At 70.2% G+C, this 20,309-nt stretch carries 17 protein-coding genes; 8 read left to right on the top strand and 9 right to left on the bottom strand.

The window, feature by feature from the left end:
• Positions 1 to 113 precede the first annotated feature (113 nt).
• The 3 genes from FG385_RS09755 to FG385_RS09745 all read left to right on the top strand — a co-directional run bounded on the left by FG385_RS09755 (position 114) and on the right by FG385_RS09745 (position 6,427).
• Positions 114 to 1,316: a flagellar basal body-associated FliL family protein gene (locus FG385_RS09755; protein ID WP_139096315.1), complete on the top strand. Its 1,203-nt coding sequence runs from the start codon at positions 114 to 116 to the stop codon at positions 1,314 to 1,316.
• On the top strand, positions 1,309 to 5,022 hold the full coding sequence (locus FG385_RS09750; RefSeq protein WP_139096314.1) for an FkbM family methyltransferase: 3,714 nt from the start codon (positions 1,309 to 1,311) through the stop codon (positions 5,020 to 5,022). The genes FG385_RS09755 and FG385_RS09750 overlap by 8 nt, the downstream gene beginning before the upstream one ends.
• Before the next feature lie 76 nt (positions 5,023 to 5,098).
• Positions 5,099 to 6,427, top strand: coding sequence for an acyltransferase family protein (locus tag FG385_RS09745; protein WP_139096313.1), 1,329 nt, complete (start codon positions 5,099 to 5,101; stop codon positions 6,425 to 6,427).
• Positions 6,428 to 6,685: 258 nt separating this feature from the next.
• On the opposite strand, the gene FG385_RS09740 is transcribed toward FG385_RS09745, so the two are convergent.
• The 3 genes from FG385_RS09740 to FG385_RS09730 all read right to left on the bottom strand — a co-directional run bounded on the left by FG385_RS09740 (position 6,686) and on the right by FG385_RS09730 (position 9,354).
• Positions 6,686 to 7,351, bottom strand: a complete 666-nt coding sequence (locus FG385_RS09740; RefSeq protein ID WP_139096312.1) for a response regulator — start codon at positions 7,349 to 7,351, stop codon at positions 6,686 to 6,688.
• Positions 7,348 to 8,406, bottom strand: a complete 1,059-nt coding sequence (locus FG385_RS09735; protein WP_139096438.1) for a sensor histidine kinase — start codon at positions 8,404 to 8,406, stop codon at positions 7,348 to 7,350. Before FG385_RS09735 ends, FG385_RS09740 begins: the two co-directional genes overlap by 4 nt.
• Positions 8,407 to 8,517: 111 nt before the next feature.
• A complete protein-coding gene (locus FG385_RS09730) occupies positions 8,518 to 9,354 on the bottom strand; it encodes a helix-turn-helix transcriptional regulator (protein WP_139096311.1) in 837 nt (278 codons plus the stop codon).
• A gap of 101 nt (positions 9,355 to 9,455) precedes the next feature.
• Between FG385_RS09730 and FG385_RS09725 the strand changes: the two genes are divergently transcribed.
• The 3 genes from FG385_RS09725 to FG385_RS09715 are packed head-to-tail and all read left to right on the top strand — an operon-like array spanning position 9,456 to position 12,293.
• The gene (locus tag FG385_RS09725) at positions 9,456 to 10,868 is read left to right on the top strand and encodes an MFS transporter (RefSeq protein ID WP_139096310.1); all 1,413 of its coding nucleotides are present in this window, start codon (positions 9,456 to 9,458) and stop codon (positions 10,866 to 10,868) included.
• A 53-nt stretch (positions 10,869 to 10,921) separates the two neighbouring features.
• Complete coding sequence (locus FG385_RS09720; RefSeq protein ID WP_139096309.1) at positions 10,922 to 11,440, top strand: RNA polymerase sigma factor; 519 nt, start codon at positions 10,922 to 10,924, stop codon at positions 11,438 to 11,440.
• Complete coding sequence (locus FG385_RS09715; RefSeq protein ID WP_139096308.1) at positions 11,433 to 12,293, top strand: VOC family protein; 861 nt, start codon at positions 11,433 to 11,435, stop codon at positions 12,291 to 12,293. The genes FG385_RS09720 and FG385_RS09715 overlap by 8 nt, the downstream gene beginning before the upstream one ends.
• On the opposite strand, the gene FG385_RS09710 is transcribed toward FG385_RS09715, so the two are convergent.
• A complete protein-coding gene (locus tag FG385_RS09710) occupies positions 12,290 to 13,588 on the bottom strand; it encodes a UDP-glucose dehydrogenase family protein (protein ID WP_139096307.1) in 1,299 nt (432 codons plus the stop codon). The genes FG385_RS09715 and FG385_RS09710 overlap by 4 nt on opposite strands.
• Positions 13,589 to 13,735: 147 nt before the next feature.
• On the opposite strand from FG385_RS09710, the gene FG385_RS09705 reads away from it, so the two are divergent.
• A complete protein-coding gene (locus tag FG385_RS09705) occupies positions 13,736 to 14,494 on the top strand; it encodes an SDR family NAD(P)-dependent oxidoreductase (RefSeq protein ID WP_139096306.1) in 759 nt (252 codons plus the stop codon).
• 32 nt (positions 14,495 to 14,526) lie between these two features.
• Here FG385_RS09705 and FG385_RS09700 read toward each other — a convergent pair whose 3' ends face one another.
• A complete protein-coding gene (locus FG385_RS09700; protein WP_139096305.1) occupies positions 14,527 to 16,158 on the bottom strand; it encodes a TM0106 family RecB-like putative nuclease in 1,632 nt (543 codons plus the stop codon).
• 84 nt (positions 16,159 to 16,242) lie between these two features.
• Between FG385_RS09700 and FG385_RS09695 the strand changes: the two genes are divergently transcribed.
• On the top strand, positions 16,243 to 16,704 hold the full coding sequence (locus tag FG385_RS09695) for a DUF6474 family protein (RefSeq protein WP_139096304.1): 462 nt from the start codon (positions 16,243 to 16,245) through the stop codon (positions 16,702 to 16,704).
• A 3-nt stretch (positions 16,705 to 16,707) separates the two neighbouring features.
• Here the strand turns inward: FG385_RS09695 and FG385_RS09690 are convergent, their stop codons facing one another.
• Genes FG385_RS09690 through FG385_RS09675 form a run of 4 tightly spaced genes read right to left on the bottom strand, consistent with a single transcriptional unit; the run spans position 16,708 to position 20,267 of the window.
• Positions 16,708 to 17,670 (bottom strand): glycine betaine ABC transporter substrate-binding protein, encoded by a 963-nt coding sequence (locus FG385_RS09690; protein ID WP_139096303.1) that lies wholly within the window; start codon positions 17,668 to 17,670, stop codon positions 16,708 to 16,710.
• Positions 17,667 to 18,446 carry an ABC transporter permease gene (locus tag FG385_RS09685; protein ID WP_139096302.1) on the bottom strand — a complete coding sequence of 260 codons (780 nt, stop codon included), beginning with the start codon at positions 18,444 to 18,446 and terminating at the stop codon, positions 17,667 to 17,669. The genes FG385_RS09690 and FG385_RS09685 overlap by 4 nt, the downstream gene beginning before the upstream one ends.
• Positions 18,443 to 19,627, bottom strand: coding sequence for an ABC transporter ATP-binding protein (locus tag FG385_RS09680; protein ID WP_235022478.1), 1,185 nt, complete (start codon positions 19,625 to 19,627; stop codon positions 18,443 to 18,445). The genes FG385_RS09685 and FG385_RS09680 overlap by 4 nt, the downstream gene beginning before the upstream one ends.
• Positions 19,620 to 20,267: an ABC transporter permease gene (locus tag FG385_RS09675; RefSeq protein ID WP_139096301.1), complete on the bottom strand. Its 648-nt coding sequence runs from the start codon at positions 20,265 to 20,267 to the stop codon at positions 19,620 to 19,622. Before FG385_RS09675 ends, FG385_RS09680 begins: the two co-directional genes overlap by 8 nt.
• Positions 20,268 to 20,309: the final 42 nt, after the last annotated feature.

Below are 20,309 nucleotides of genomic sequence, written 5' to 3'. Positions count from 1 at the left end.
TTGGCAGATAACAATACGACCCGCGAGGCCGCGCAGGGCCGTAACCGTGCACAATGTGCAAGGTCGCTATCCACTCGGGTCATGGCGATGCGCCGACAGATAGGGGGCCCCTGGTGTCTTGGCAGGAGGAGCTGCGCAAGCTGGACGAGGAGCTTGCGTCCGGCCGACTCTCCGCGGATGACTACCGGGTACGACGTGACCAGGTGCTGTCGTCCGCGGTCGGGCAGCCCGACTCGGAGCCAAGCCAGCCGGAGAGCAACGCGGACTCGACCCAGGTAATCGCGCCGATCAGCCCGCCTTCCGGCACGCCCTCGCCTTCCCCGACCCAGGACAACAGCGCCGAACGCACACAAGCGGTGTCGCAGCAGTGGCAGCAGCAACAGCCGCAACAACCCGCGGACCCGGGTCGCACCGAGTACGTGGCGCCGCCCCAGCAACCGCAGGTGCCCTACTCCCCGCCCGGTGGCTTCCCGCAGGCCGGTCCCGCCTCGCCCGCGGGCGGCTTCCCGCAGGCCACTCCTTCCTCGCCGCCCGGCGGTTTCCCGCAGGCGCCGTGGCACGCGCCGGAGACCGACCAGAGCCCGCCGTGGGGTGGCGGTGACCTGCCGCCGCTGAGCCCGGGCGGTGGCGAAGCCGGCTGGGTCCAGCAGGGCCCGGAGTCCTTCGACAACAAGCCCAAGAAGGGCAACGGCGCGAAGATCGGGGCGATCATCGCGGCCGTCGTGGTGCTGGCCGGGATCGCGGTCGGCGCGTACTTCCTGTGGGGCAAGAGCAGCAGCACGTCGGCCGACGGCGGCCAGGCGCAGACCTCGCAGGCCCCTCCGCCGTCCCCGACCGCGCCGCCGGACCCGCTCGCGGTGGCCCCCGACCTGCCGGGCACGGCCCAGAACTTCGACCAGATCAAGAACTTCTCGCAGATCCCCAACCTGCACTATCTGACCTCGGCGGAGGCGTCGGTCTACACGTCCGCGGGTGCCGGGGACACGAAGTTCGTCGCCCGCCAGCTCGCCGACGGCAGCCGCCTGCTGATGATCATCACGCAGGTGAGCGATCCGCAGAGCGCCGGCCGGGCGGCCAGTGACCTGCTGCAGATCCAGATCCGCAACGGCGCCGCCCGCTACTCGAACGTGCCCGACAACGTGTACGCCTCGGCCATCGACAGCAAGAACGGCAACCCGGCCCAGGTCCGCGCGCACTACGCGCACGACAACGTGGTGGTCCGCATCGAGGTCAACAACCAGGACGCGCAGGCCGCGCAGGCCGATTTCACCTCGATCCTGAACTCGCAGCTGAAGGCCCTGCCCGCCAATGGCTGACCGGCGAGTCACCGCGTGCACGATCGTCGCACGCAACTACCTGCCCGCGGCGAAGGTGCTGGCCCGGTCGTACCTGGCGCATCACCCCGGCAACGACTTCGTGATCGCCGTCATCGACGCGCATGACGAACCGGCGGCGCAGGAGGGATTCCGCGTCGTGGGCTGGGAGGCCTTCGGCATCGCGGAGGACGACTACCTCCGGATGGCGACCGCCTACTCGGTCACCGAACTGGCCACGTCGGTCAAGCCGTACCTGCTGCGCGAACTGCGCCGCGAGTACGACGTGGCGATCTACCTCGACCCCGACATCCAGGTGTTCGCCCCGATGCCCGAGGTCGCCGAACTGGCGGTGGCGCACAGCATCGTCCTCACCCCGCACGTGCTTTCGCCGCTGCCGCGCGACGGCTGCGAGCCGGACGAGGCCGGCATCATGGGCTCCGGGATCTTCAACCTCGGCTTCATCGGGGTCGGCCCCGGCTCCGGCGAGTTCCTCGACTTCTGGGCCGAACGCCTCCGCCACGACGCGATCGTCGCACCGGAGCGGCAACTGTTCACCGACCAGCGGTGGGTGGACAACGTGCCCGCGCTGTTCGGTCATCACGTGCTCCGTGATCCGGGGTTCAACGTCGCCTACTGGAACCTGCACGAGCGGCCCCTGCGGCGTGCGGACGACGGTCGGCTCACCGCCGGCGGCGCCGGCCTCCGGTTCTTCCACTTCAGCGGCTACCGGCCGGAGCAGCCGTGGCTGCTGACCATGTACTGCATCCGCAAACCGCGGGTCATGCTGTCGGAGAACCCTGACCTGCGCGAGCTGTGCGACGAGTACGGCGCCGCCCTGCGTGCCGCCGGGTACGCCGAGACGCTCGAAGCCGTGCCGTACGGGTTCCTCGCCTTCGGTGACGGTTTGCCGCTGCCCCGGCTCGCGCGCCGCGCGTTCCGCGAGGCGTGGATCAAGGCGGAACGCAAGAAGAAGAGCCTGCCGCCGCACGCGTACGGCACGGACGGCGGTGAGGCGCTGCGGGAGTGGCTCGCGGAGCCGGGCAACGAGGCGCAGGCGGCCGCCGGGCTCAACCGGATGGCGCTCGCGGTCTGGTCGGCGCGTGCCGATCTGCGCACCGCCTTTCCCGACCCGACGGGCGGCGACGCGGAGGCCTTCCGCGCCTGGTGCCTGACCTCCGGGATCAGCGAGGGCGAGCTCGCCGGCTGGGCCGTGCCGGAACACCCGCCCGTGCCGCGCCCGCCCGGCGACGAGTTCGGCGTCAACCTGCTCGGCTACCTGACCGCCGAGCTCGGGGTCGGCGAGATGGGCCGGATCGTGCACGACGCGATCGAGTCGGCCGGTGTCCCGATGGCCTCGGTGCTCGAAGAGCGTTCGGTGTTCAACCGCACCGGCGTCGAGCGTCCGGCGACGCTGGGCGAACCGCGGTTCCCGATCAGCGTGCTCGCCGTCAACGCGGACATGACCCGCCCGCTGTTGGGCGCCCACCGGGAGGTCGGGCACGACCGGTACCGGATCGGGCTGTGGGCCTGGGAGCTGGAGGACTTTCCCGGCTGGATGCACGAGGCCTTCGGGCTGCTCGACGAGGTGTGGACGGTCAGCGACTTCTGCCGGACGGCGTTCGCGAAACACGCCCCGATCCCGGTCAAGACGATCCCGGTGCCGGTCCGCGATCCGGGTGAGCCCGCGCGGCCGGAGCGTACACCGGGTGATCCGGTGCGGTTCCTCTTCGCGTTCGACTTCAACAGCGTCGCGCAGCGGAAGAACCCGTGGGGCGCGGTCGCGGCGTTCCAGAAGGCCTTCCCCGGCCGGGAAGACGTGCGCCTGACCATCAAGACGATCAACGGCAGGTCGCATCCGCTCGAGGCCGAGCGCCTGCGCGCCGCGGTCGCCGGGGACGGCCGGATCGAGCTGATCGAGCACTATCTGAGCCTCGACGAGCTGCACCAACTGTACGAGGACAGCTCCTGCTACGTTTCGCTGCACCGCAGCGAGGGCTTCGGGCTCACCGTCGCCGAGGCGATGGCTCGCGCGATGCCGGTCATCTCGACGGATTATTCGAGCACCACGGAGTTCCTCGACGAGCACACCGGCTGGCCGATCCCGTACGAGCTGGTCAAGGTCGGCAAGGGCTGCGGGCCGTACGAGGCGGAGTCGAGCTGGGCGGAACCGGATCTCGACGCCGCCGCGGCGGCCATGCGGCAGGTCGCCGACGATCCGGCCGAAGCGGGCCGGCGCGGCAGGCAGGCGCGCGAGCACATCCTGCGGACCCGGTCGATGGACACGGCCGCCGAGTGGATCCGCGCGGAACTCGAGACGGCGTACCGGCTCTGGCAGGCCCGCCACGTCGCCCCGGCGCCGGAACATCCGCTTACTCCGGTCCGGCAGGCGAGCGAAGCGCTGCGCTGGCGGCCCGAACCCGACGCGGCCTCCCGCGTCCCGCTGGCGCCGGCGATGCGCAAGGCCGTACTCCGCGCGATCGACCATTACGACGTGCACCAGCGGCGGGTGATGGGCGCCCTGCTCAGCGGCACCGAGGACACCGCGCAGCGGCTGCTCGCCCGGCTGGAGTCGATCGAGGCGCGGCTCGACGACGCGCGGCGCGCGGCCGAGACCGGCCGCCGGGTCAGCGAGCGGATCGAGTCGGTGAAGGGCGTGGTGGACAGGCGGCTGAATGCGGTCGAGTCCTCGCTGGCCGCGCTGCGGGCCCAGCTGCCGGAAACCGATCTGGCGCTGCACAACATGGAAGCCGACGTGGCGAAGCTGGCGGACGGGTTCACCGCCGAGCTTCAGGCAGCGACAGCCGCGACGCACCATATGTTCGAGGCCCGCGACAAGCGCCTCGACAACGACGAAGAAGCGCTGCAGCGAGTATCGATCGACCTCGTCGCGATCCGCGACGCCGCCCGCATGGCGCACGCCCCGGTGCCGCGCGACGCGGACGTCGTGCCGTGTGACGTCGGCGCGCTGCTGATGCCGGTCGACGAGGTCATGCTCCCGTGGATCGTGTTCAACCGGTCCTGGGAGGACAGCGAGGCCGAGCTGATGGCGCGCCTGGCCGCCGGCCGGTCCGGCGCGATCCTCGACATCGGCGCGCACGTCGGCTACCACACGCTGCGCCTACTGCGCTCGTGTCCCGAAGTGACCGGTGCGATCGCCGTCGAGGCGCATCCGGTCAACGCGGAGTACCTGCGGCGGAACCTGCGGGTCAACCTCCCGGCCGAGACCGCGGAACTGGTCACCGTCGTGGAATCCGCGGCGTGGGACACCGAGACGACGGTCCGGCTGGCGCAGGCTTCGCCGGGCAACAGCGGGGACAACCGGGTCAGCGCCGAAGGGCCGGGCATCGAGGTCCGCGCGCTGCGGCTCGACGACCTGCCCGAGGTCGGCGCTCAGCCGGTCACGCTGGTCAAGGTGGACCTGCAGGGCCGTGATCACCGTGCGCTCGCCGGGCTCGCGGGCGTCCTGCGCCGGGACCGGCCGCACGTCGTGTGCGAATTCTGCCCCAGTGCCATCGAGGAGCTCGGCGACGATCCCGCCGCGGTGCTCGCCGGGTACCGCGAGCTGGGCTACCGGCTGATCGAGGTGGGTGAGAAAGGGCCGGTCGAGCGCCTTCGCGGCGACCCCGAACTGATCGCGGCGGCACGGGCGAACGAGAAGGAATTCCTCACACTCTGGCTCGATCCACGGGAATCACCCAACGCCTGATTCACCGAGCACGAAAACCACCCACCGGTTCATGGTTACACTCCTTGAGGGGTAGAAAGCCACGAACGAGCTGGGGGTGAGGGCACTGGCCGAGTCCACGCCCTCGAAACCGGCGGAGAAGCAGGCACCGAAGAAGACCCGGATCGTCTTCATCGACATCGGCCGCGCCGTGGGCGCGCTGCTCGTGTTCTACAGCCATATCGCGCACGAGTGGGTCGAGACCAAGGGCGAGCACGCGCCGTACATCAGCTTTCTCGAGGCGCTGACCAGCAACCCGATGCATATGGCCAAGCAGGGCATCGGCGAGGTCGCGGTGCCGTTCTTCTTCCTGGTCAGCGGCTTCGTAGTGACCCCGATCGCGCTGCGGCAGGGCATCCGGCGGTTCTCCGCCAACCGGCTGATCCGGGTGTACGTGCCGATCGTGTTCGTGGTCCTGCTGACCACGGTCGTGATTCTCGTGCACCTGCACCCTCCGTCGACGGGCCAGCCGCAGACGCTGAACCCGCTGACGGTGCTGACCAACAGCCTGCTGGTGAACTACCTGATCGTGCCGCAGGTGGTGCTGATCCCGGTCGCCTGGTCGATGATCGTCGAAGTGCTGTTCTACCTGGTGCTGCTGGCCGTGCTGCCGCTGCTGCGCCGGTCGGTGTGGCTCACCATCGCGGTCGAACTGACCTTCGTCTTCGTGGTGCTGATGAGCGCGCGGCAGTTCTCCGCATCGTATTTCCTGTTCGCGGTGAACGTGTCCTACCTGGCGATCCCGCTGATCGGGCAGATCATCTGGGCCGCCACCGCCAAGAAGATCCCGCTGTGGGCCGGCGGGATCTTCATCGGTACCGCGTGGGCGCTCTACGTGCTCGGCGACGTCATCAACGTGGGCCGCATCGACAGTTCGTACAACCTGTCGCTGGCCTTCGCGGTGCTGTGCTTCCTGCTGGGCATGTTCGCCGAGCCGAAGCTGAGGCAGCGCCGGGGCTGGACGGCGCTGTCGGAGCGGAGCTACTCGATCTACCTGCTGCATTCGCTGGTCGCGTTCGTCCTGCTGGACCTGATGCGCCCCGCGATCCCGCTCCCGATCGCGCTGGTGCTCGCGATCGCCGCGGTATTCGGCGTGGTCGAACTGAGCTACCGCTACGTCGAGCGGCCGAGCCACACACTGGCACGCCGCCTGTCGCACGGCTCGCAGCCGAAGCCGGAGCCGATCCCGGTCAGCGCGGAGATCACCATCGAACTGCCGCCTGTCCCGCCCCGGCCGCGGCCGAGGCCCCCGCGTGCCGCGCCGCCGAAACCCCAGCCACGGCCCAACGCAACCGAGGAAACGGCGATCATGCGGCCGGTCCGCCGGGTGGCGCAGGGACGTCATGCCGCGCCTCGGCACCATGCTTACCAAGCCGACCAGAAGTAGGCCGAACTGACCTACCGGTAGCCGACCTACGTTTCGCCGATCGCCGTGGCTGCCGGTCGGCTTGGTAACGATCAGCGCAGTACGCCCAATAGGTGAGATTCACCGTGTCGCACAACCTCCTCCCCACCCGATGCGCCTTCTGGGTGAGCATCGGGGTCGGAAGGGGGCCAGATGTGGGTTCAGATCGTGATTCTCGTCGCCGTGGCCGTCGTGTTCCTGGTGCGGCTGGTCGCCCGGTTGCGCTCGCCGGGTAAGTAGTCAGCGACCAGGCGTGACGAGGCCGGATTCGTAGGCGAGCACGACGAGCTGGGCGCGGTCGCGCGCGCCGACCTTGGTCATGATGCGGCTGACGTGCGTGCGGGCGGTGGCCGTCGAGATCACCAGATGCTCCGCGATCTCGTCGTTGGACAGACCGCCGGCGACGAGCGCCAGCACCTCACGTTCGCGATCGGTGATCTGCCCGACCGCACGGGCGTCCACGCGCCGGTTCTCCGGGCGCCCGACGAACTCGGCGATCAGCCGCCGGGTGACGGTCGGCGCCAGCAGGGACTCCCCGTCGGCGATGACGCGCAGCGCCCGCAGCAGTTCGACCGGGTCGGTGTCCTTCAGCAGGAACCCGCTGGCCCCGGCACGCAGCGCGTCGTAGACGTACTCGTCGACGTCGAACGTCGTGAGCACCAGCACCTTCACCGCCGCGAGCTCCTCGTCGGCGGTGATCCGGCGGGTCGCTTCGAGCCCGTCGACCCCGGGCATGCGGATGTCCATGACGACCACGTCCGGCCGGTGCCGCCGCGCCAGCTCGACCGCCTCGGCGCCGTCGTTCGCCTCGCCGCAGACCTCGAACCCGTCCTCGGTCTCCAGCAGCACCCGGAAGCCCGCCCGCACGAGCGCCTGGTCGTCGGCCAGCACCACACGGATCGTCATCGTCGCTCCTTCAACGGCAGCTCTGCCCGGACTTCGAAACCACCATTCACCGGCTCGGCCCGCACCTGGCCGCCCAGCGCCGCGGCGCGTTCACACATGCCACGCAGGCCGTTCCCCGGTTCGGGCGCCACGGCCTCGCGCCCGTTGTCCCGGATCCGCACGGACAGCCTCCCATCCGATCTTTCGAACGAAATATCCACTTCGGAGGGTTCGCGTGCGTGCCGCACGACGTTCGTCAGCGACTCCTGGAGGATCCGGTACGCGGCGCCGTCGACCGGCGCGGGCAGCTCGCCCGCCGATCCGTGCACCCGGACAGTCAGCCCCGCGGCTCGCGCACGTTCGACGAGCTCTTCGAGCTGGCGCAGGCTCGGCGCGGGCCCGAGGCCCTGCCCGGATCGCAGTACGGCGACCGTCGCCCGCAGATCGGCCAGCGCCGACGCGCTCGCTTCCTTGATCGCGCGTAACGCCTCGACCGCCTGCTCGGGCCGCCGGTCCGCGACGTGGGCGGCGACCCCGGCCTGCACGTTGATCATCGCGAGGCTGTGCGCGACCACGTCGTGCACCTCGCGGGCGATCCGCAACCGCTCGCTCTCGGCCATCCGGTACTGCTGCTCCGCGGCCCGCTCGCGCGCGGCGCGGATCGCCGCGTACCGGTTCCGCGAGGCCGTCCCGATGCCGATGACCGCGGCGAGCCACGCCACGACCAGGGCCGCGCTCGCGTCCATCGCGACCGTGCCACCTGCGGCCAGATAGATCCCGCCGGCGACCAGCAGGACCGCGATCCCGGCGATGCCCGCGACCAGCGGTCCACGCCGCCGGGTCAGCACGAACAGGGCGACCGTCGGCAGCAGCAGCGCCGGGCCGTTCGGATAGTCCGACCAGTAGTAGGCGAGGACCGCGCCGTACACGACGACGAACACGGGCAACGGGAACCGGCGGACGAGCAGCAGCGGGAGGGCGGCCCCGGCCAGCCAGCCGTACCCGGCCGCGTCGAGTGGGTGGCCGGTGGTCTGGAAATGCCCGGCCGCCGTCGTCGCACCGAGCACGATCGCCATCGGCGCGAGCGTCAGCAGTATCGCGGCCGCGATCCGGTTCCCTCGCCACACGCTTTGAGAAGCTACGGCACTCCCGTTCGCCGCGCGTCGGTCGAAAAGCGGCTTTCGCGCCTACGACCAGTAGCGGTCGAGCTTTTCCCTGGTCTCGTCGTCGGCCGGCACGTAGGTCGTCATCCGCGTCTCCGAATTGCGGCCGAACCACATATGCGTGTAGTCGAACAGCAGCAGCCCCGCCTCGTCGTGCCTGAACCGCTTGGTGAGGTTGAGCATCGGCCGCACGTCATGCCGGTTCCACAGGTCCCCGAACTCGGCCGACTCCCGCCGCAGCCGCTTGACCAGGTGCTTCCACGCCGGTTCACCGACGTGCTCGGCCATCGCCGCACGGAACTCCGCGACGACCCGTGGCACGTTCTCTTCCCAGTCCACGATTCGCGCTCGCCACGCCGGGTTCGTGAAGGCCTGCAACAGCGAGTTACGCTCCTCGAACGGCAGGTCGTCGATCTTGTGCAGCCAGTTGAAGGCCCCGTTGTGGGCGAGGATGTCGGTGCGCGCGTTGTAAACCGCCGCCGGGTACGGCTCCAGCTTCTCCAGCATCGCGTGCACGACCGGAGTGACCGCCTTGCATTCCTTCTCCACCGCGGGCTCGGGCACCCCGGCCAGGGTGAACAGGTGCGCGCGCTCGTACGGGTCCAGCCGCAGAGTGCTCGCGATGGCCTGCAGCACCTGCTCGGAGGCGTTGATGTCACGGCCCTGTTCGAGCCACGTGTACCAGGTGACGCCGACCCCGGCGAGTTGCGCGACCTCCTCGCGCCGCAGACCGGGCGTCCGGCGCCGGCCGATCACGGGCAGGCCGACCTGCTCGGGCGTGATCCGCTCGCGGCGGCTGCGCAGGAACCCGGCCAGCTCACGGCGGCGGATGACGTCGGGCGCAGGTAAAGCGGTGGTCATGCTGCCACTGTCGCACAAGCTGATTCCTGGTACCAGGTAGTCCCAATACCTGGATAACCTCCACCTGGTACCAGGTTCCATCTCGCTGGATCGTGGTATCCATGACGACCACCACCACGCTCACAGCGGCCGGGACCCGGTCGCTGAGCCGGGCCGGGCTGGGGACCGTGCTGCTCGGTGCGGCGCTGGCCCCGATCGACATGTTCATCGTCAACGTCGCGCTTCCCACCATCGACGCCGACCTCCACGCCTCCACCGCCACCCTCCAATGGATCGTCGCCGGTTACGGCATCGCGTTCGCCCTGCTGCTCGTCGTCGGCGGACGGCTCGGCGACGCGTTCGGCCGGCGGCGCCTGTTCGTCGCGGGCCTGTCCGCGTTCACCGTCACCTCGCTGGCCTGCGGGATCGCGCCGGGCGTGACCACGCTCGTCATCGCACGCGTGGCGCAGGGCGCCGCCGCCGCGATGATGGTGCCGCAGGCGCTGTCGATCATCCAGGCCACCACGACCGGTGAGCACCGCGCGCGGACGCTCGGCTACTACGGCGCCACCGGGGGCATCGCGATGGTCGTCGGCCAGTTGCTCGGCGGCGTCCTCGTCACCGCGAACGTCGCCGGCGAAGGCTGGCGGCCGATCTTCCTGGTCAACGTACCGATCGGGATCCTCGGTGTGCTGCTCGCCATGAGAACCCTGCCCGAGACCAGGGCGACCGACCCGATCGGCATCGACAGGGCCGGCACCCCGCTGCTCGGGCTCGCCCTGCTCACGCTGCTGATCCCGCTGATGGAAGGCCGCGCGCTCGGCTGGCCGGTCTGGTGCTGGGTGCTGATCGGCGTCTTCCCGTTCGCCGTGGCCGCGTTCGTCGCCGTCGAGCGGCGGCTCGAAGCGAGGGGCGGGGTCCCGCTGCTGCCGATGTCGCTGCTGTCCACCCCGGCGATGCGACGGGGACTCGGCATCGCCGCGCCGTTCTTCACCGGGTTCGGCGGGTTCCTGTTCGTCTACGCGCTGACCCTGCAGGACGGCCTGCACCTCGGGCCGCTCGGCTCGGGGCTCGCGCTGACCCCGATGGCGGTCGCGTTCCTGGTGGCCTCGCTGCTCAGCAGCAGGCTGGTCGCGCGGATCGGGCACCGCGTCGTGGTGCTCGGCCTGTCCGTGCAACTGCTCGGGTTGCTGACGCTGGTCGCGACGGTGCTCGTGGCCTGGCCGCACGTCAACGTCGCCGACCTCGCGCCCGGCACGCTCATCACCGGCGCCGGGCAGGGCCTGGTCGCGCCGACGATGTTCCGGGTGATCCTGTCGCGGGTGCCCGCGGGCAGCGCGGGGGCCGGCAGCGGGGTGCTGACCACGACCCAGCAGACCTTCCTCGCACTCGGGGTCGCGACACTCGGCACGTTGTTCGCGACGCTCAGCGTCTCCGGCTATGGGAACGCTCTCGTGACGGTCACGCTCGTGCAGGCGGCGATGACCGCACTCGTCGCGGTCGCCGCGCGGCGGCTGCCTGACCCGCGCGGCTGAAAAAGTCCGGTTCGGCCCGTCGGAGAAGCCCGCTCCCGGACGACGATGGGGATGTGAGCGAACCGCAGGTGCGACCGGACCCGGCGTTCGCGCTGCTCGAGGTGTACGAGGCGGCGCTGCCGGAGGTGTACGGGTACCTGCTGTCCCGGTGCGGGAATCGCGCCGTGGCCGAGGAACTGACTTCGGAGACGTTCCTCGGCGCGGTGACCGCCTGCCGGAGGGCGGGCGCGCCGCCGGTGAGCACGCCGTGGCTCATCGGCGTCGCCCGGCACAAACTGGTCGACCACTGGCGCCGGCGGGAGCGGGAGGAGCGCGGGCTGCGTCTCGTGCGGGAGGCCGAGACCGTGGACCCGTGGGATTCCGAACTCGACGCGTTGCTGGCCCGGGAGGTGCTCGCCGAACTCGGTGCGCACCACCGGGCCGCCTTGACGTTGCGGTATCTCGACGGGCTCGGCGTGCCGGAGGTGGCGCACCTGCTGGGCCGGACGGTGCACGCGACGGAAGCCTTGCTGGTGCGGGCGCGGGCCGCGTTCCGCGCCGCCTACCTGGAGAAGGAGGGCCGTGATGACTGATCCGTTCGACGCCCTCCGCGCGCCGGTGCGCCCGGTCGATCCCGAACCCCGGTTCGCCGCCGAACTACGCGAGAGGTTGCAGCACGCGATCCTGGATGGAGGAGAGATGACGACGACCGAAGCACCGGCGCAACTGCATTCCCTGACCCCGTACCTGGCGGTGTCCGACACGCGGCGGGCGATCGAGTTCTACGTCGAGGTGTTCGGCGCGACCCGGCGCGGCGAGCCGATCGTGATGCACGACGGCCGGATCGGCCACGCGGAACTGGCGATCGGCGACGCGGTGCTGATGCTGGCGGACGAGTCCCCGGAGATCGGCCATGTCGCCTCGCCCGGTGGCGCGTCCATCCGGGTTGAGGTGTCCGATGTGGACGATGTGGTCGAGCGGGCGGTGGCACGGGGCGCGGAGCAGATCGGTCCGGTCGAGGACCGTGGGCACGGGCGCACCGGCCGCCTCCGCGACCCGTTCGGCCAGCGGTGGCTGGTCTCGCCCCGCACACCGGCCGGCACCGGGCCGCGACACGGCGAAGCGGCGTACTTCACGTTCCAGGTGCCGGATGACGAGGCCGCCAAGCGGTTCTACCGCGGCGTGCTGGGCTGGCAGTTCTCGCCGGGCACCGTCGAAGGCGGCTGGAATGTCCAGGGCAACGGCCTCTTCGGCGGGTTGTGGGGCGGCCCGGGACGGCAGGTCGGCTGGAAGCTGATGTACGCCGTCGACGACCTCGAAGCCGCTCTCGCCCGTGTACGCGAACTCGGCGGGCAAGCCGGTGACGCGGAGCAGTATCCCTATGGCCTGACGGCGGACTGCGTGGACAACCAGGGCATCGAGTTCTGGTTGCTCCAACAGCCTTAGCGGGCCAGGACGCGGGCGCGCGGGCGGCCGAGGCCGAGCCAGGTGAGCCCGGCGCCGAGGACTGCCTGCGGGTCGAGGAGGTTGCGAGTGTCCACAACGGAATCGCCGTGCATGAGGTCCGCGATGTAGGTCCAGTCGAGCCGGCAGAATTCGTCCCACTCGGTCAGCACGACGATCGCGTCCGCGCCCTTCGCCGTCTGGTACGGATCGTCCACGATACGCATCCCGGGAAGCTCGCCGCCGACCGCCGGGTCGTAGGCGGTGACTTCGGCGCCGTGTGCGGCAAGCATCGCGGTCACCGACAGCGCCGGCGAATCACGCAGGTCGTTGGTGCCCGCCTTGAACGCGAGGCCGAGCACGCCGACGCGGGCCCCGGTGAGGCTGCCGCCGACGGTGCCGGCGATCTTCGCGACGATCCGGTCCCGCTGCGCGATGTTCTCCCCGATCGCGGCCGAAAGCAGGGAGAAGTCGAAGCCGACCGACTCCGCGACCTGGACGAGCGCGTGCGTGTCCTTCGGCAGGCAGGAGCCGCCCCAGCCCGGACCGGGTTTGAGGAAGGACCGGCCGATCCGCCGGTCGTAGCCCATGCCCTCGGTGACCGACTCGATGTCCGCGCCGAGGCGCTCGCACAGTTCGGCGACGGCGTTCACATAGGACAGTTTCATCGCGAGGAAGCAGTTCGCCGCGTACTTGACGAGTTCGGCGCTCGCCGCGTCGGTGACCACACTCGGCGCGGCGAGATCGGTGTACAGCTCGGCGACCCAGCGGGCGGCGTGCTCCTCGTCCGAGCCGACCACGATCCGGTCGGGGTTGAGGAAGTCGCTGACCGCGGTGCCCTCGCGCAGGAACTCGGGGTTCGCCACGACCGGCACGTCACCGCGGCCGAGGAGCGCGCGGATACGCTGCGCGGTGCCGACCGGGACGGTCGACTTGGTGATCACGGCACATCCGGCGGGCAGCGAGCCGGAGATCTCGTCGATGACGGCTTCGACCGCGCGCAGGTCGGCGGCGCCGCCCGCGCCCATCGGCGTCGGCACGCACAGGAACACGCCCTCCGCCTCGACGACCGCGCTGCGGGAACTGAGCACGAAGTGCAGCCGCCCGGTCGCGAGCCCGCGGGCGACGAGTTCTTCGAGCCCGGGTTCGAGGATGTCGACCTGCCCGGCCGCGAGTCTGGCCACCTTCGCCCCGTCGACGTCCACGCAGGTGACCTGGTGCCCGAGGCTGGCGAGGCACGCCCCGGTGGTCAGGCCGACGTATCCGGTGCCGATGACGACGATCCGAGCTGAGCCCATGGTGCGAAGGTCGCATCCGGAGTTGACGACCGTGCTAACTGCAGGGGTCCGCCCCGAATACTTAGCGCGACGGGTGAGGAGGGCCACGCAGCGCGTATGCGAACGAACGTTAACCTGAGGTTTCCAGCGGACTCGGAGAGGAACGACATGCGGATCACGGACACGGCGGCGATCGTCACCGGTGGCGCTTCCGGCCTCGGCGGGGCGACCGCGACGGCGCTGGCGGCCAAGGGTGCGCGGGTGTTCGCGCTCGACCTCGCGGGTGGGATCGAGAAGGCGCCCGAGGTGGCCGGCGTGACCTATGTCGAGACCGACGTGACCGTGCCCGATCAGGTGCAGGCCGCCGTCGAGCGGGCGTCCTCGGCGGGGGTGCCGCTGCGCACCGTCGTCAACTGCGCGGGCATCGGCCCGTCGGCGCGCATCCTGTCGAAGCGGGGCACGCATGATCTCGACCTGTTCCGGAAGGTCATCGAGATCAACCTGATCGGCACGTTCAACGTCATCACGCTCGCGGCCGAGGCGATCGCCAAGACCGAGCCGCTCGAGGACGACGCTCGCGGGGTCATCGTCAACACCGCGTCCGTCGCGGCGTTCGACGGGCAGATCGGGCAGGTCGCGTATTCGGCCTCGAAGGGCGGGGTCGTGAGCATGACCCTGCCTGCTGCGCGTGACCTCGCTTCGCAGGGCGTCCGCGTGGTGACCATCGCGCCCGGCATCGTCGAAACCCCGATGCTCGCGACGATCAGCGAGGAGTTCCGGGCGGGGCTCGCCGCGAGCGTGCCTTTCCCGAAGCGGCTCGGGCGGCCGGGCGAATATGCGCAACTGGCCGTCGACATCATCGAGCACGACTACCTCAACGGCGAGGTCATCCGCATGGACGGCGCGATCCGGATGGCACCGCGGTAGCGCACCCGCGCGGCGCGGGGGATTCGCGTGGGTTATAGGTCGTTCATGTAGGGGATTTCGTTGGCGGGGCCGGACATCCAGTGGCGTAGCACCTGGGTGGCGCGCACGTCGTCCTCGTTGTAGCGCAGCAGGCGCTTGCGCTGCGCCTGGTCGAGTTCGGCGCCGTCCATGCCGACGGCATCGCGGTACCAGCGCATCGAGGCCTCGCCGCCCGCTTCCGGATCGCGCCAGCTGAACCCGGCCACCGGGGCGACCACCTTCAGCCCCTTACCGCGCGAGCACAGGAACTGGTCCGACACCGCGCGGAACAGGTCCACCCACTCTGCGGAGTCCACAAACGACTGGACCTCGCGCTTGGCCGGGATGCCGTCCAGACCCGCGAACCGGTCCACCGAGCCGAACAGCCAGCGGTTCTCGGCCATCGCGTTGTAGCAGTACGCGCGGAACGTCAGGCCCGCCGCGGCCGTACGCTCCCGCACTTCCCGCAGCCAGGCCCAGAACTCGGCGAACGACCTGGCTTCGTCCACTGTGGGCAGTGGATCCCAGGTGACGAACGAGCGGTAACCCCTGGCCATCCCGATATCGGCCCCGGACAGCAGGCAACCCCACAGGTACGCACCCGACTCGCCGAAGCTTTCCATGTCCACGTCGACCTCGACGTCGCCGCGCGGGACCGTGACCTCGGGGACCCGGCGCACCACCGTCAGATCCGCGAGCCACGCCCGCGCGAGCGCGACCGCGTCGGCGAAGGGGCCCGAGGTCCAGACGATGGGCGGCTCGTCCGCCGGGTCGAGCGCGGCCAGCTTGTCCACAGTGGACACCCCGGCACGGCGCAGCTCCACCGCGTCCTCGCCGCGCACGACCAGGCTCACGTCCCGGACCGCGCGCAGCTCGGCCTCGCACGTCGGCCACCAGGGGCAGCTGCGGCATTCGAGGATGCGCGACGGCTCGGCGAGCGCGGGCGCACCGGTGGCCGCCGCCCGCGCGACCGCCACCCGGTCGGCGAAGCGGGCGTCGTACTCCGCCAGCGCGCTGCGGCCGCCTGGCCAGGTGGGCGCGGCCAGGTCGTGCCAGAGCACCACGTCGGCATCGAGCCCGATGACCCCGCCGAGCGGCTGGTGCGCGGCGAGGCCCAGCGCCTCGAGCATGCGGCGCAGGTGCGCGAGCCGGAGCTGATCCCTCGGCTGGGAGCGGACCTTGCGCTGCTCGTCGACGACCGCGCGCGCCGGATCGAGTTCGGTGGGCGGCGCGGTGACCGCTCCCGCACCGGGATCGGTGATGCGGTGCCGGACGACGAGCAGCGGCAGGTACCCCTCGCCGGCGCGGATCAGCAGCTCGGCACCACCGCGGCGATGCCCCACCTGATCCGCCGGCAGCAACGCGCCCCAGATACGGGAGGCGCCGTCGGCCAGCGCCTGCTCGGTGATGCGGGCGCGTTCGCGCGCGGGCAGTTCGCGCGGCACCGTCACCCAGTCACCCGGGACGGCCTCGACGAGCCGCCGCCGGATCTCCATCCGGTGCGCGGCGGCGTCGGCCCGGCGCTGCTCACCGGCCGGATCGGGCGGTGCGAGCGGGGTGCCGCGCATCGACGGATCGGCTTCGAGGTGCACCCGGCGCCGGCAGCGCGTCACCGCCCCGGCGTCGAGCAGCACCTCTGTTTCCATGTTCACCACTGTAGAAGCACCCACCGACAAGAATTGACCTGCGTCCGGCGTGCCCGCGGGCAGGACGACCAGTAAGTTCTAGCCATGGCACGCAAGAAGTCCGGCGAGGCGAGCAAGGGTCTGACGCCGAAGAAGGCCCGCAACGCCGTCTCCGTCGCCAAGATCATCGTGCCGGCGGTGGCGCCGGTGCTCGCGCCTTTCGCGGTACGCGCGGCCGGCGCCGCGCGCGACGCCTACGACCGGTACCAGGCGCGCCGGCTCGGTGTGCCCGTCGAACGGCTGCCCGAGTTCACCGGCCGCGGCGCGGGGCTGCTGGCCCGCATCGCCGGCGTGTCCGAGGCGGTGGCGGACCTGCGCAAGTCCGAACGCGCGAGCGAGGACGACCAGAAGTTCGCCGCCGACGCGCAGGCGACGCTCGAACAACTGACGGCCGCGGTACGCGCGGCGGAACGCATGCCTGCCGCCCGTCGCAAGGCCGCCCACCAGGCCGTGACCACCGAACTGGAGCGCCTGGAAACCCAAATCCTCAAACGCCTCGGGGTGTGACCGTCACTTGATGAAGCCCTTGGAGATCATCCAGTCGCGGGCGACCTCACCGGGGTCCTTGCCGTCGACGTCGACCTCCTTGCAGAGTTCGATCATCTGCTCGTTGTCCATGGCCTTCCCCACCGGGACGAGCACGCCGGCGAGCGCGGGGTGCGCCTGCAGATAGGACTTCTTCATCGTCACCGCGGCGTTGTACTGCGGGAAGAACTTCTTGTCGTCCTGCAACACGCGCAGGTGCAGCCCGGCGATCCGGCCGTCGGTCGTGAAGATCTCGCCGAAGTTGCAGGTGCCGTTCGCGATCGCGGCGTAGACCGCGCCGGTGCCGAACGTCTTGATGTTCGTGGTCGGGAACCCGTAGGTCTTCTGCACGCCCGGCATCCCGTCCTGCCGGCTCGCGAACTCGGTCTCCACGCAGAACACCGCCTGGTCGGGATGCTGCTTGAGGAACGCCGTCATGTCCGAATTGGTCTTGAGATTGTGCGCGGCGGCGTAGGCCTCGGTGGTGCCGAACGCGTACGTGTCGTTCAGCGGCGAGTAGGGGAGCCAGGTGATGCCGAACTCTTTCTCGTCAGCCGCTTTCACCGCGTCGTACTGGGCTTGCTCGTCGGGGATCGGCGTGGTGTTGCCCTGATACGAGATCCAGCCGGTGCCGGTGTACTCCCAGGACAGGTTGATCTGCCCGTTGAGCAAGGCCTGCCGCGCGCTGTTGGAACCGGAGATGTTCGTCAGGTCGATCACGTGCGCGCCCGCCGCCGACAACGCGAGTTCCGCCAGGTAGCCGAGGATGATGTTCTCGGTGAAGTCCTTCGACCCCACCGTCACCTTCAGCCCCTCCAGGCTCGGCACCGGGCGGATCGAGCCCGGTTGCACGTTGTACGGCAGGGCCGCGTTGACGTCCAGACCACAGGCGGTCAGCGACGAAGCCAGCAGTACCGTGCCGAACAGCGCCTTGAGCCGATGCTTCACTTGAGCCCCCTAGGTCCGAATACCTGCTCGAGCACGGCGCCGATCCAGTCGACCAGCAGCGCCAGGCCCACCGCGAGTACCGCGCCGGTGATCAGGACGGGCACGCGGTTGAGCTTGTACCCGGTGTCGATCAGCTCGCCGAGCCCACCGCCGTTGACGAAGAACGCGAGTGTCGCGGTGCCGACAGCCAGCACGAGGGAAGTCCGCAGACCGGCCAGGATCAGCGGTACCGCCAGCGGCATTTCGATCCGCAGCAACACCGAAGCACCCGACATCCCGATCCCCCGACCGGCGTCGATGAGCGCCGGATCGACCGCCTCGATACCGACGATCGTGTTGCGCAGCACGGGAAGCAGCGAATAGAAGGCGAGCGGCAGCACCGCGCACCAGAAGCCTTCCCAGCTGGTCCACAGGAAGAACAGCACGATCATGCCGAGCGCGGGCGCGGCCTGGCCGATGTTCGCGATGACCAGGAACACCGGTGCGACACGGCGCGCGCGTGGACGGGTCAGCAGCATGCCCAGCGGCACCGCGACCACCACCACGATCGCCGCCACCGCGACGGTGATCAGCAGATGCTGCCAGGTGGCATGCAGCAGCGTGGGGAGGTTCAGGTTCTTCGCTTCGATCGCGTCGTTGTCCCGGTTCAGCGCCCAGATGAGCACCGCGGCGACGATGACGACCACGGCGAGCGGCTGGGCGATGAACCGGCCGCGGTCGGCGCGCCGCGAACCGGATTCGGTCGAGAAACCGCGTTCGATGGTGGTGGTCGTCATGATTCGGCGTGCTCCTCACGGAGACGCTGGATCGTCGCCATCACGGTGTCGAGGTGGATCGTCCCGACATACTCGCCACGCGAACCGGTCACCGGCACCCCACCGCCCTCGACGAGCATCGCCTCGAGCGCGTCCTGCAGCGTCGACTGCAGGCTCACCAGATCGGACAGCGGTTTACCGGCCGTGCCCAGCGAGGACGCGCCGCCGAGCTCACGAAGGTGCACCCACCGGACGGGACGCCGCCGCTCGTCGAGCACGAGCACGTACTTGGCGTTCTTCTCGGCGAGCTTCTGCCGCACGGAGGCCGGGGACTCGCTGATCGACGCGGTCAGCGGCGCCTGGTCGAGTTCGACGTCCCGGACACGCAGCAAGGTCAGCTGCTTCAACGACGCACCGGCGCCGACGAACCCGGCCACCGTGTCGTCGGCCGGATTGGCGAGGATCGCGTCCGGGGTGTCGTACTGCAGGATCTTCGACTGGTTGCCCAGCACCGCGATCTTGTCGCCGAGCTTCACGGCCTCGTCGAAGTCGTGCGTGACGAACACGATCGTCTTGTGCAGGTCGGACTGCAGGCGCAGCAACTCGTCCTGCAGGTTGCCACGGGTGATCGGGTCGACCGCGCCGAACGGTTCGTCCATCAGCAGCACCGGCGGGTCCGCGGCGAGCGCCCGCGCGACGCCGACACGCTGCTGCTGGCCGCCGGAGAGCTGGCGCGGGTAGCGGCCGTGGAACTGTTTCGGGTCGAGCCCGACCAGGTCCATCATCTCCTCGACCCGGTCGTTGATCTTCTTCTTGTCCCAGCCGAGCAGCCCCGGCACGACGGCGATGTTCTGCGCGACGGTGAAATGCGGGAACAGCCCGGCCTGCTGGATCGCGTAACCGACCGTGCGGCGCAGGCGATCCGGGTTGAGGCGCAGTGCGTCCTTCCCGCCGATCGTGATCTTGCCGGAGGTCGGCTCGATGAGCCGGTTGATCATCCGCATGGTCGTCGTCTTGCCGCAGCCGGACGGGCCGACCAGGATCACGATCTTCCCGGCCGGGATGGTCATCGTGACGTCGTCGACCGCCGGTTCCCGCGAGCCCGGGTACCGCTTCGTCACGTGCTCGAGCTGGATCTCGACGCCCGAGACAGCGCTGCCGCCGCCCTCGACGCTGGCCGTCGTTTCGATGGTTTCAGACACGGACACCCCTTGGAACGGTGAAGCGGGCGATCAGAACGTAGATGGCGTCGAGAATCAGCGCGAGGATGACCACGCCGAGCGTGCCGGTCAGTGCCTGGTTCGTGGCGTTCGCGCTGCCCGCGCGGGTCAGCCCGGAGAACACCTCGGAACCGAGGCCGGGCCCCTTCGCGTAGGCGGCGATCACCGCGATGCCCATCAGCATCTGGGTGGCGACGCGCATCCCGGCGAGAATGGCGGGCCAGGCCAGCCGGAGTTCGACACGCGTGAGTACCCCGAACCGGTGCATGCCGATCCCCTTGGCCGCGTCCGTCACCGCCGGGTCCACCCCGGACAGTCCGACGATCGTGTTCCGCACGATCGGCAGCAGGGCGTACACGACGAGCGGGATGAAACTGGGCGCGACGCCGAGTCCGACGAGCGGGATCAGCAACCCGATGAGCGCGAACGACGGGATGGTGAGGATCGTGCTGGCCAGCGCGGTCGCCAGCGCCGAGCCGATGGGGCTGCGGTATACCGCGACGCCGATCAGCACCCCGATGATCGCGGCGACGACGGTCGCCTGCACGACCTCGCTGACGTGGAGCCAGGCCTGCAGCGACAGCTTGCTCCATCGGTCCGCGACGTAGTCGAAAAGGTTCACGCGTGGCGGCCCTCCCTCCCGGTCAATGGCCCGACCACCGTT

The organism is Amycolatopsis alkalitolerans (assembly GCF_006152065.1).
In the GTDB taxonomy this organism is placed as follows: domain Bacteria; phylum Actinomycetota; class Actinomycetes; order Mycobacteriales; family Pseudonocardiaceae; genus Amycolatopsis_E; species Amycolatopsis_E alkalitolerans.
The sequence above is the reverse complement of the archived record's forward strand: the minus strand, read 5'-3'. Positions and strand labels throughout refer to the sequence as shown.

What these genes read in the sequence shown, in the direction of transcription:
- FG385_RS09710 (WP_139096307.1), bottom strand. Translation starts at nt 13,588, where the DNA reads ATGGGCTCAGCTCGGATCGTCGTCATCGGCACCGGATACGTCGGCCTG.
- FG385_RS09715 (WP_139096308.1), top strand. Translation starts at nt 11,433, where the DNA reads ATGACTGATCCGTTCGACGCCCTCCGCGCGCCGGTGCGCCCGGTCGAT.
- FG385_RS09725 (WP_139096310.1), top strand. Translation starts at nt 9,456, where the DNA reads ATGACGACCACCACCACGCTCACAGCGGCCGGGACCCGGTCGCTGAGC.
- FG385_RS09695 (WP_139096304.1), top strand. Translation starts at nt 16,243, where the DNA reads ATGGCACGCAAGAAGTCCGGCGAGGCGAGCAAGGGTCTGACGCCGAAG.
- FG385_RS09740 (WP_139096312.1), bottom strand. Translation starts at nt 7,351, where the DNA reads ATGACGATCCGTGTGGTGCTGGCCGACGACCAGGCGCTCGTGCGGGCG.
- FG385_RS09735 (WP_139096438.1), bottom strand. Translation starts at nt 8,406, where the DNA reads ATGGCGATCGTGCTCGGTGCGACGACGGCGGCCGGGCATTTCCAGACC.
- FG385_RS09730 (WP_139096311.1), bottom strand. Translation starts at nt 9,354, where the DNA reads ATGACCACCGCTTTACCTGCGCCCGACGTCATCCGCCGCCGTGAGCTG.
- FG385_RS09750 (WP_139096314.1), top strand. Translation starts at nt 1,309, where the DNA reads ATGGCTGACCGGCGAGTCACCGCGTGCACGATCGTCGCACGCAACTAC.
- FG385_RS09705 (WP_139096306.1), top strand. Translation starts at nt 13,736, where the DNA reads ATGCGGATCACGGACACGGCGGCGATCGTCACCGGTGGCGCTTCCGGC.
- FG385_RS09700 (WP_139096305.1), bottom strand. Translation starts at nt 16,158, where the DNA reads ATGGAAACAGAGGTGCTGCTCGACGCCGGGGCGGTGACGCGCTGCCGG.
- FG385_RS09685 (WP_139096302.1), bottom strand. Translation starts at nt 18,446, where the DNA reads ATGACGACCACCACCATCGAACGCGGTTTCTCGACCGAATCCGGTTCG.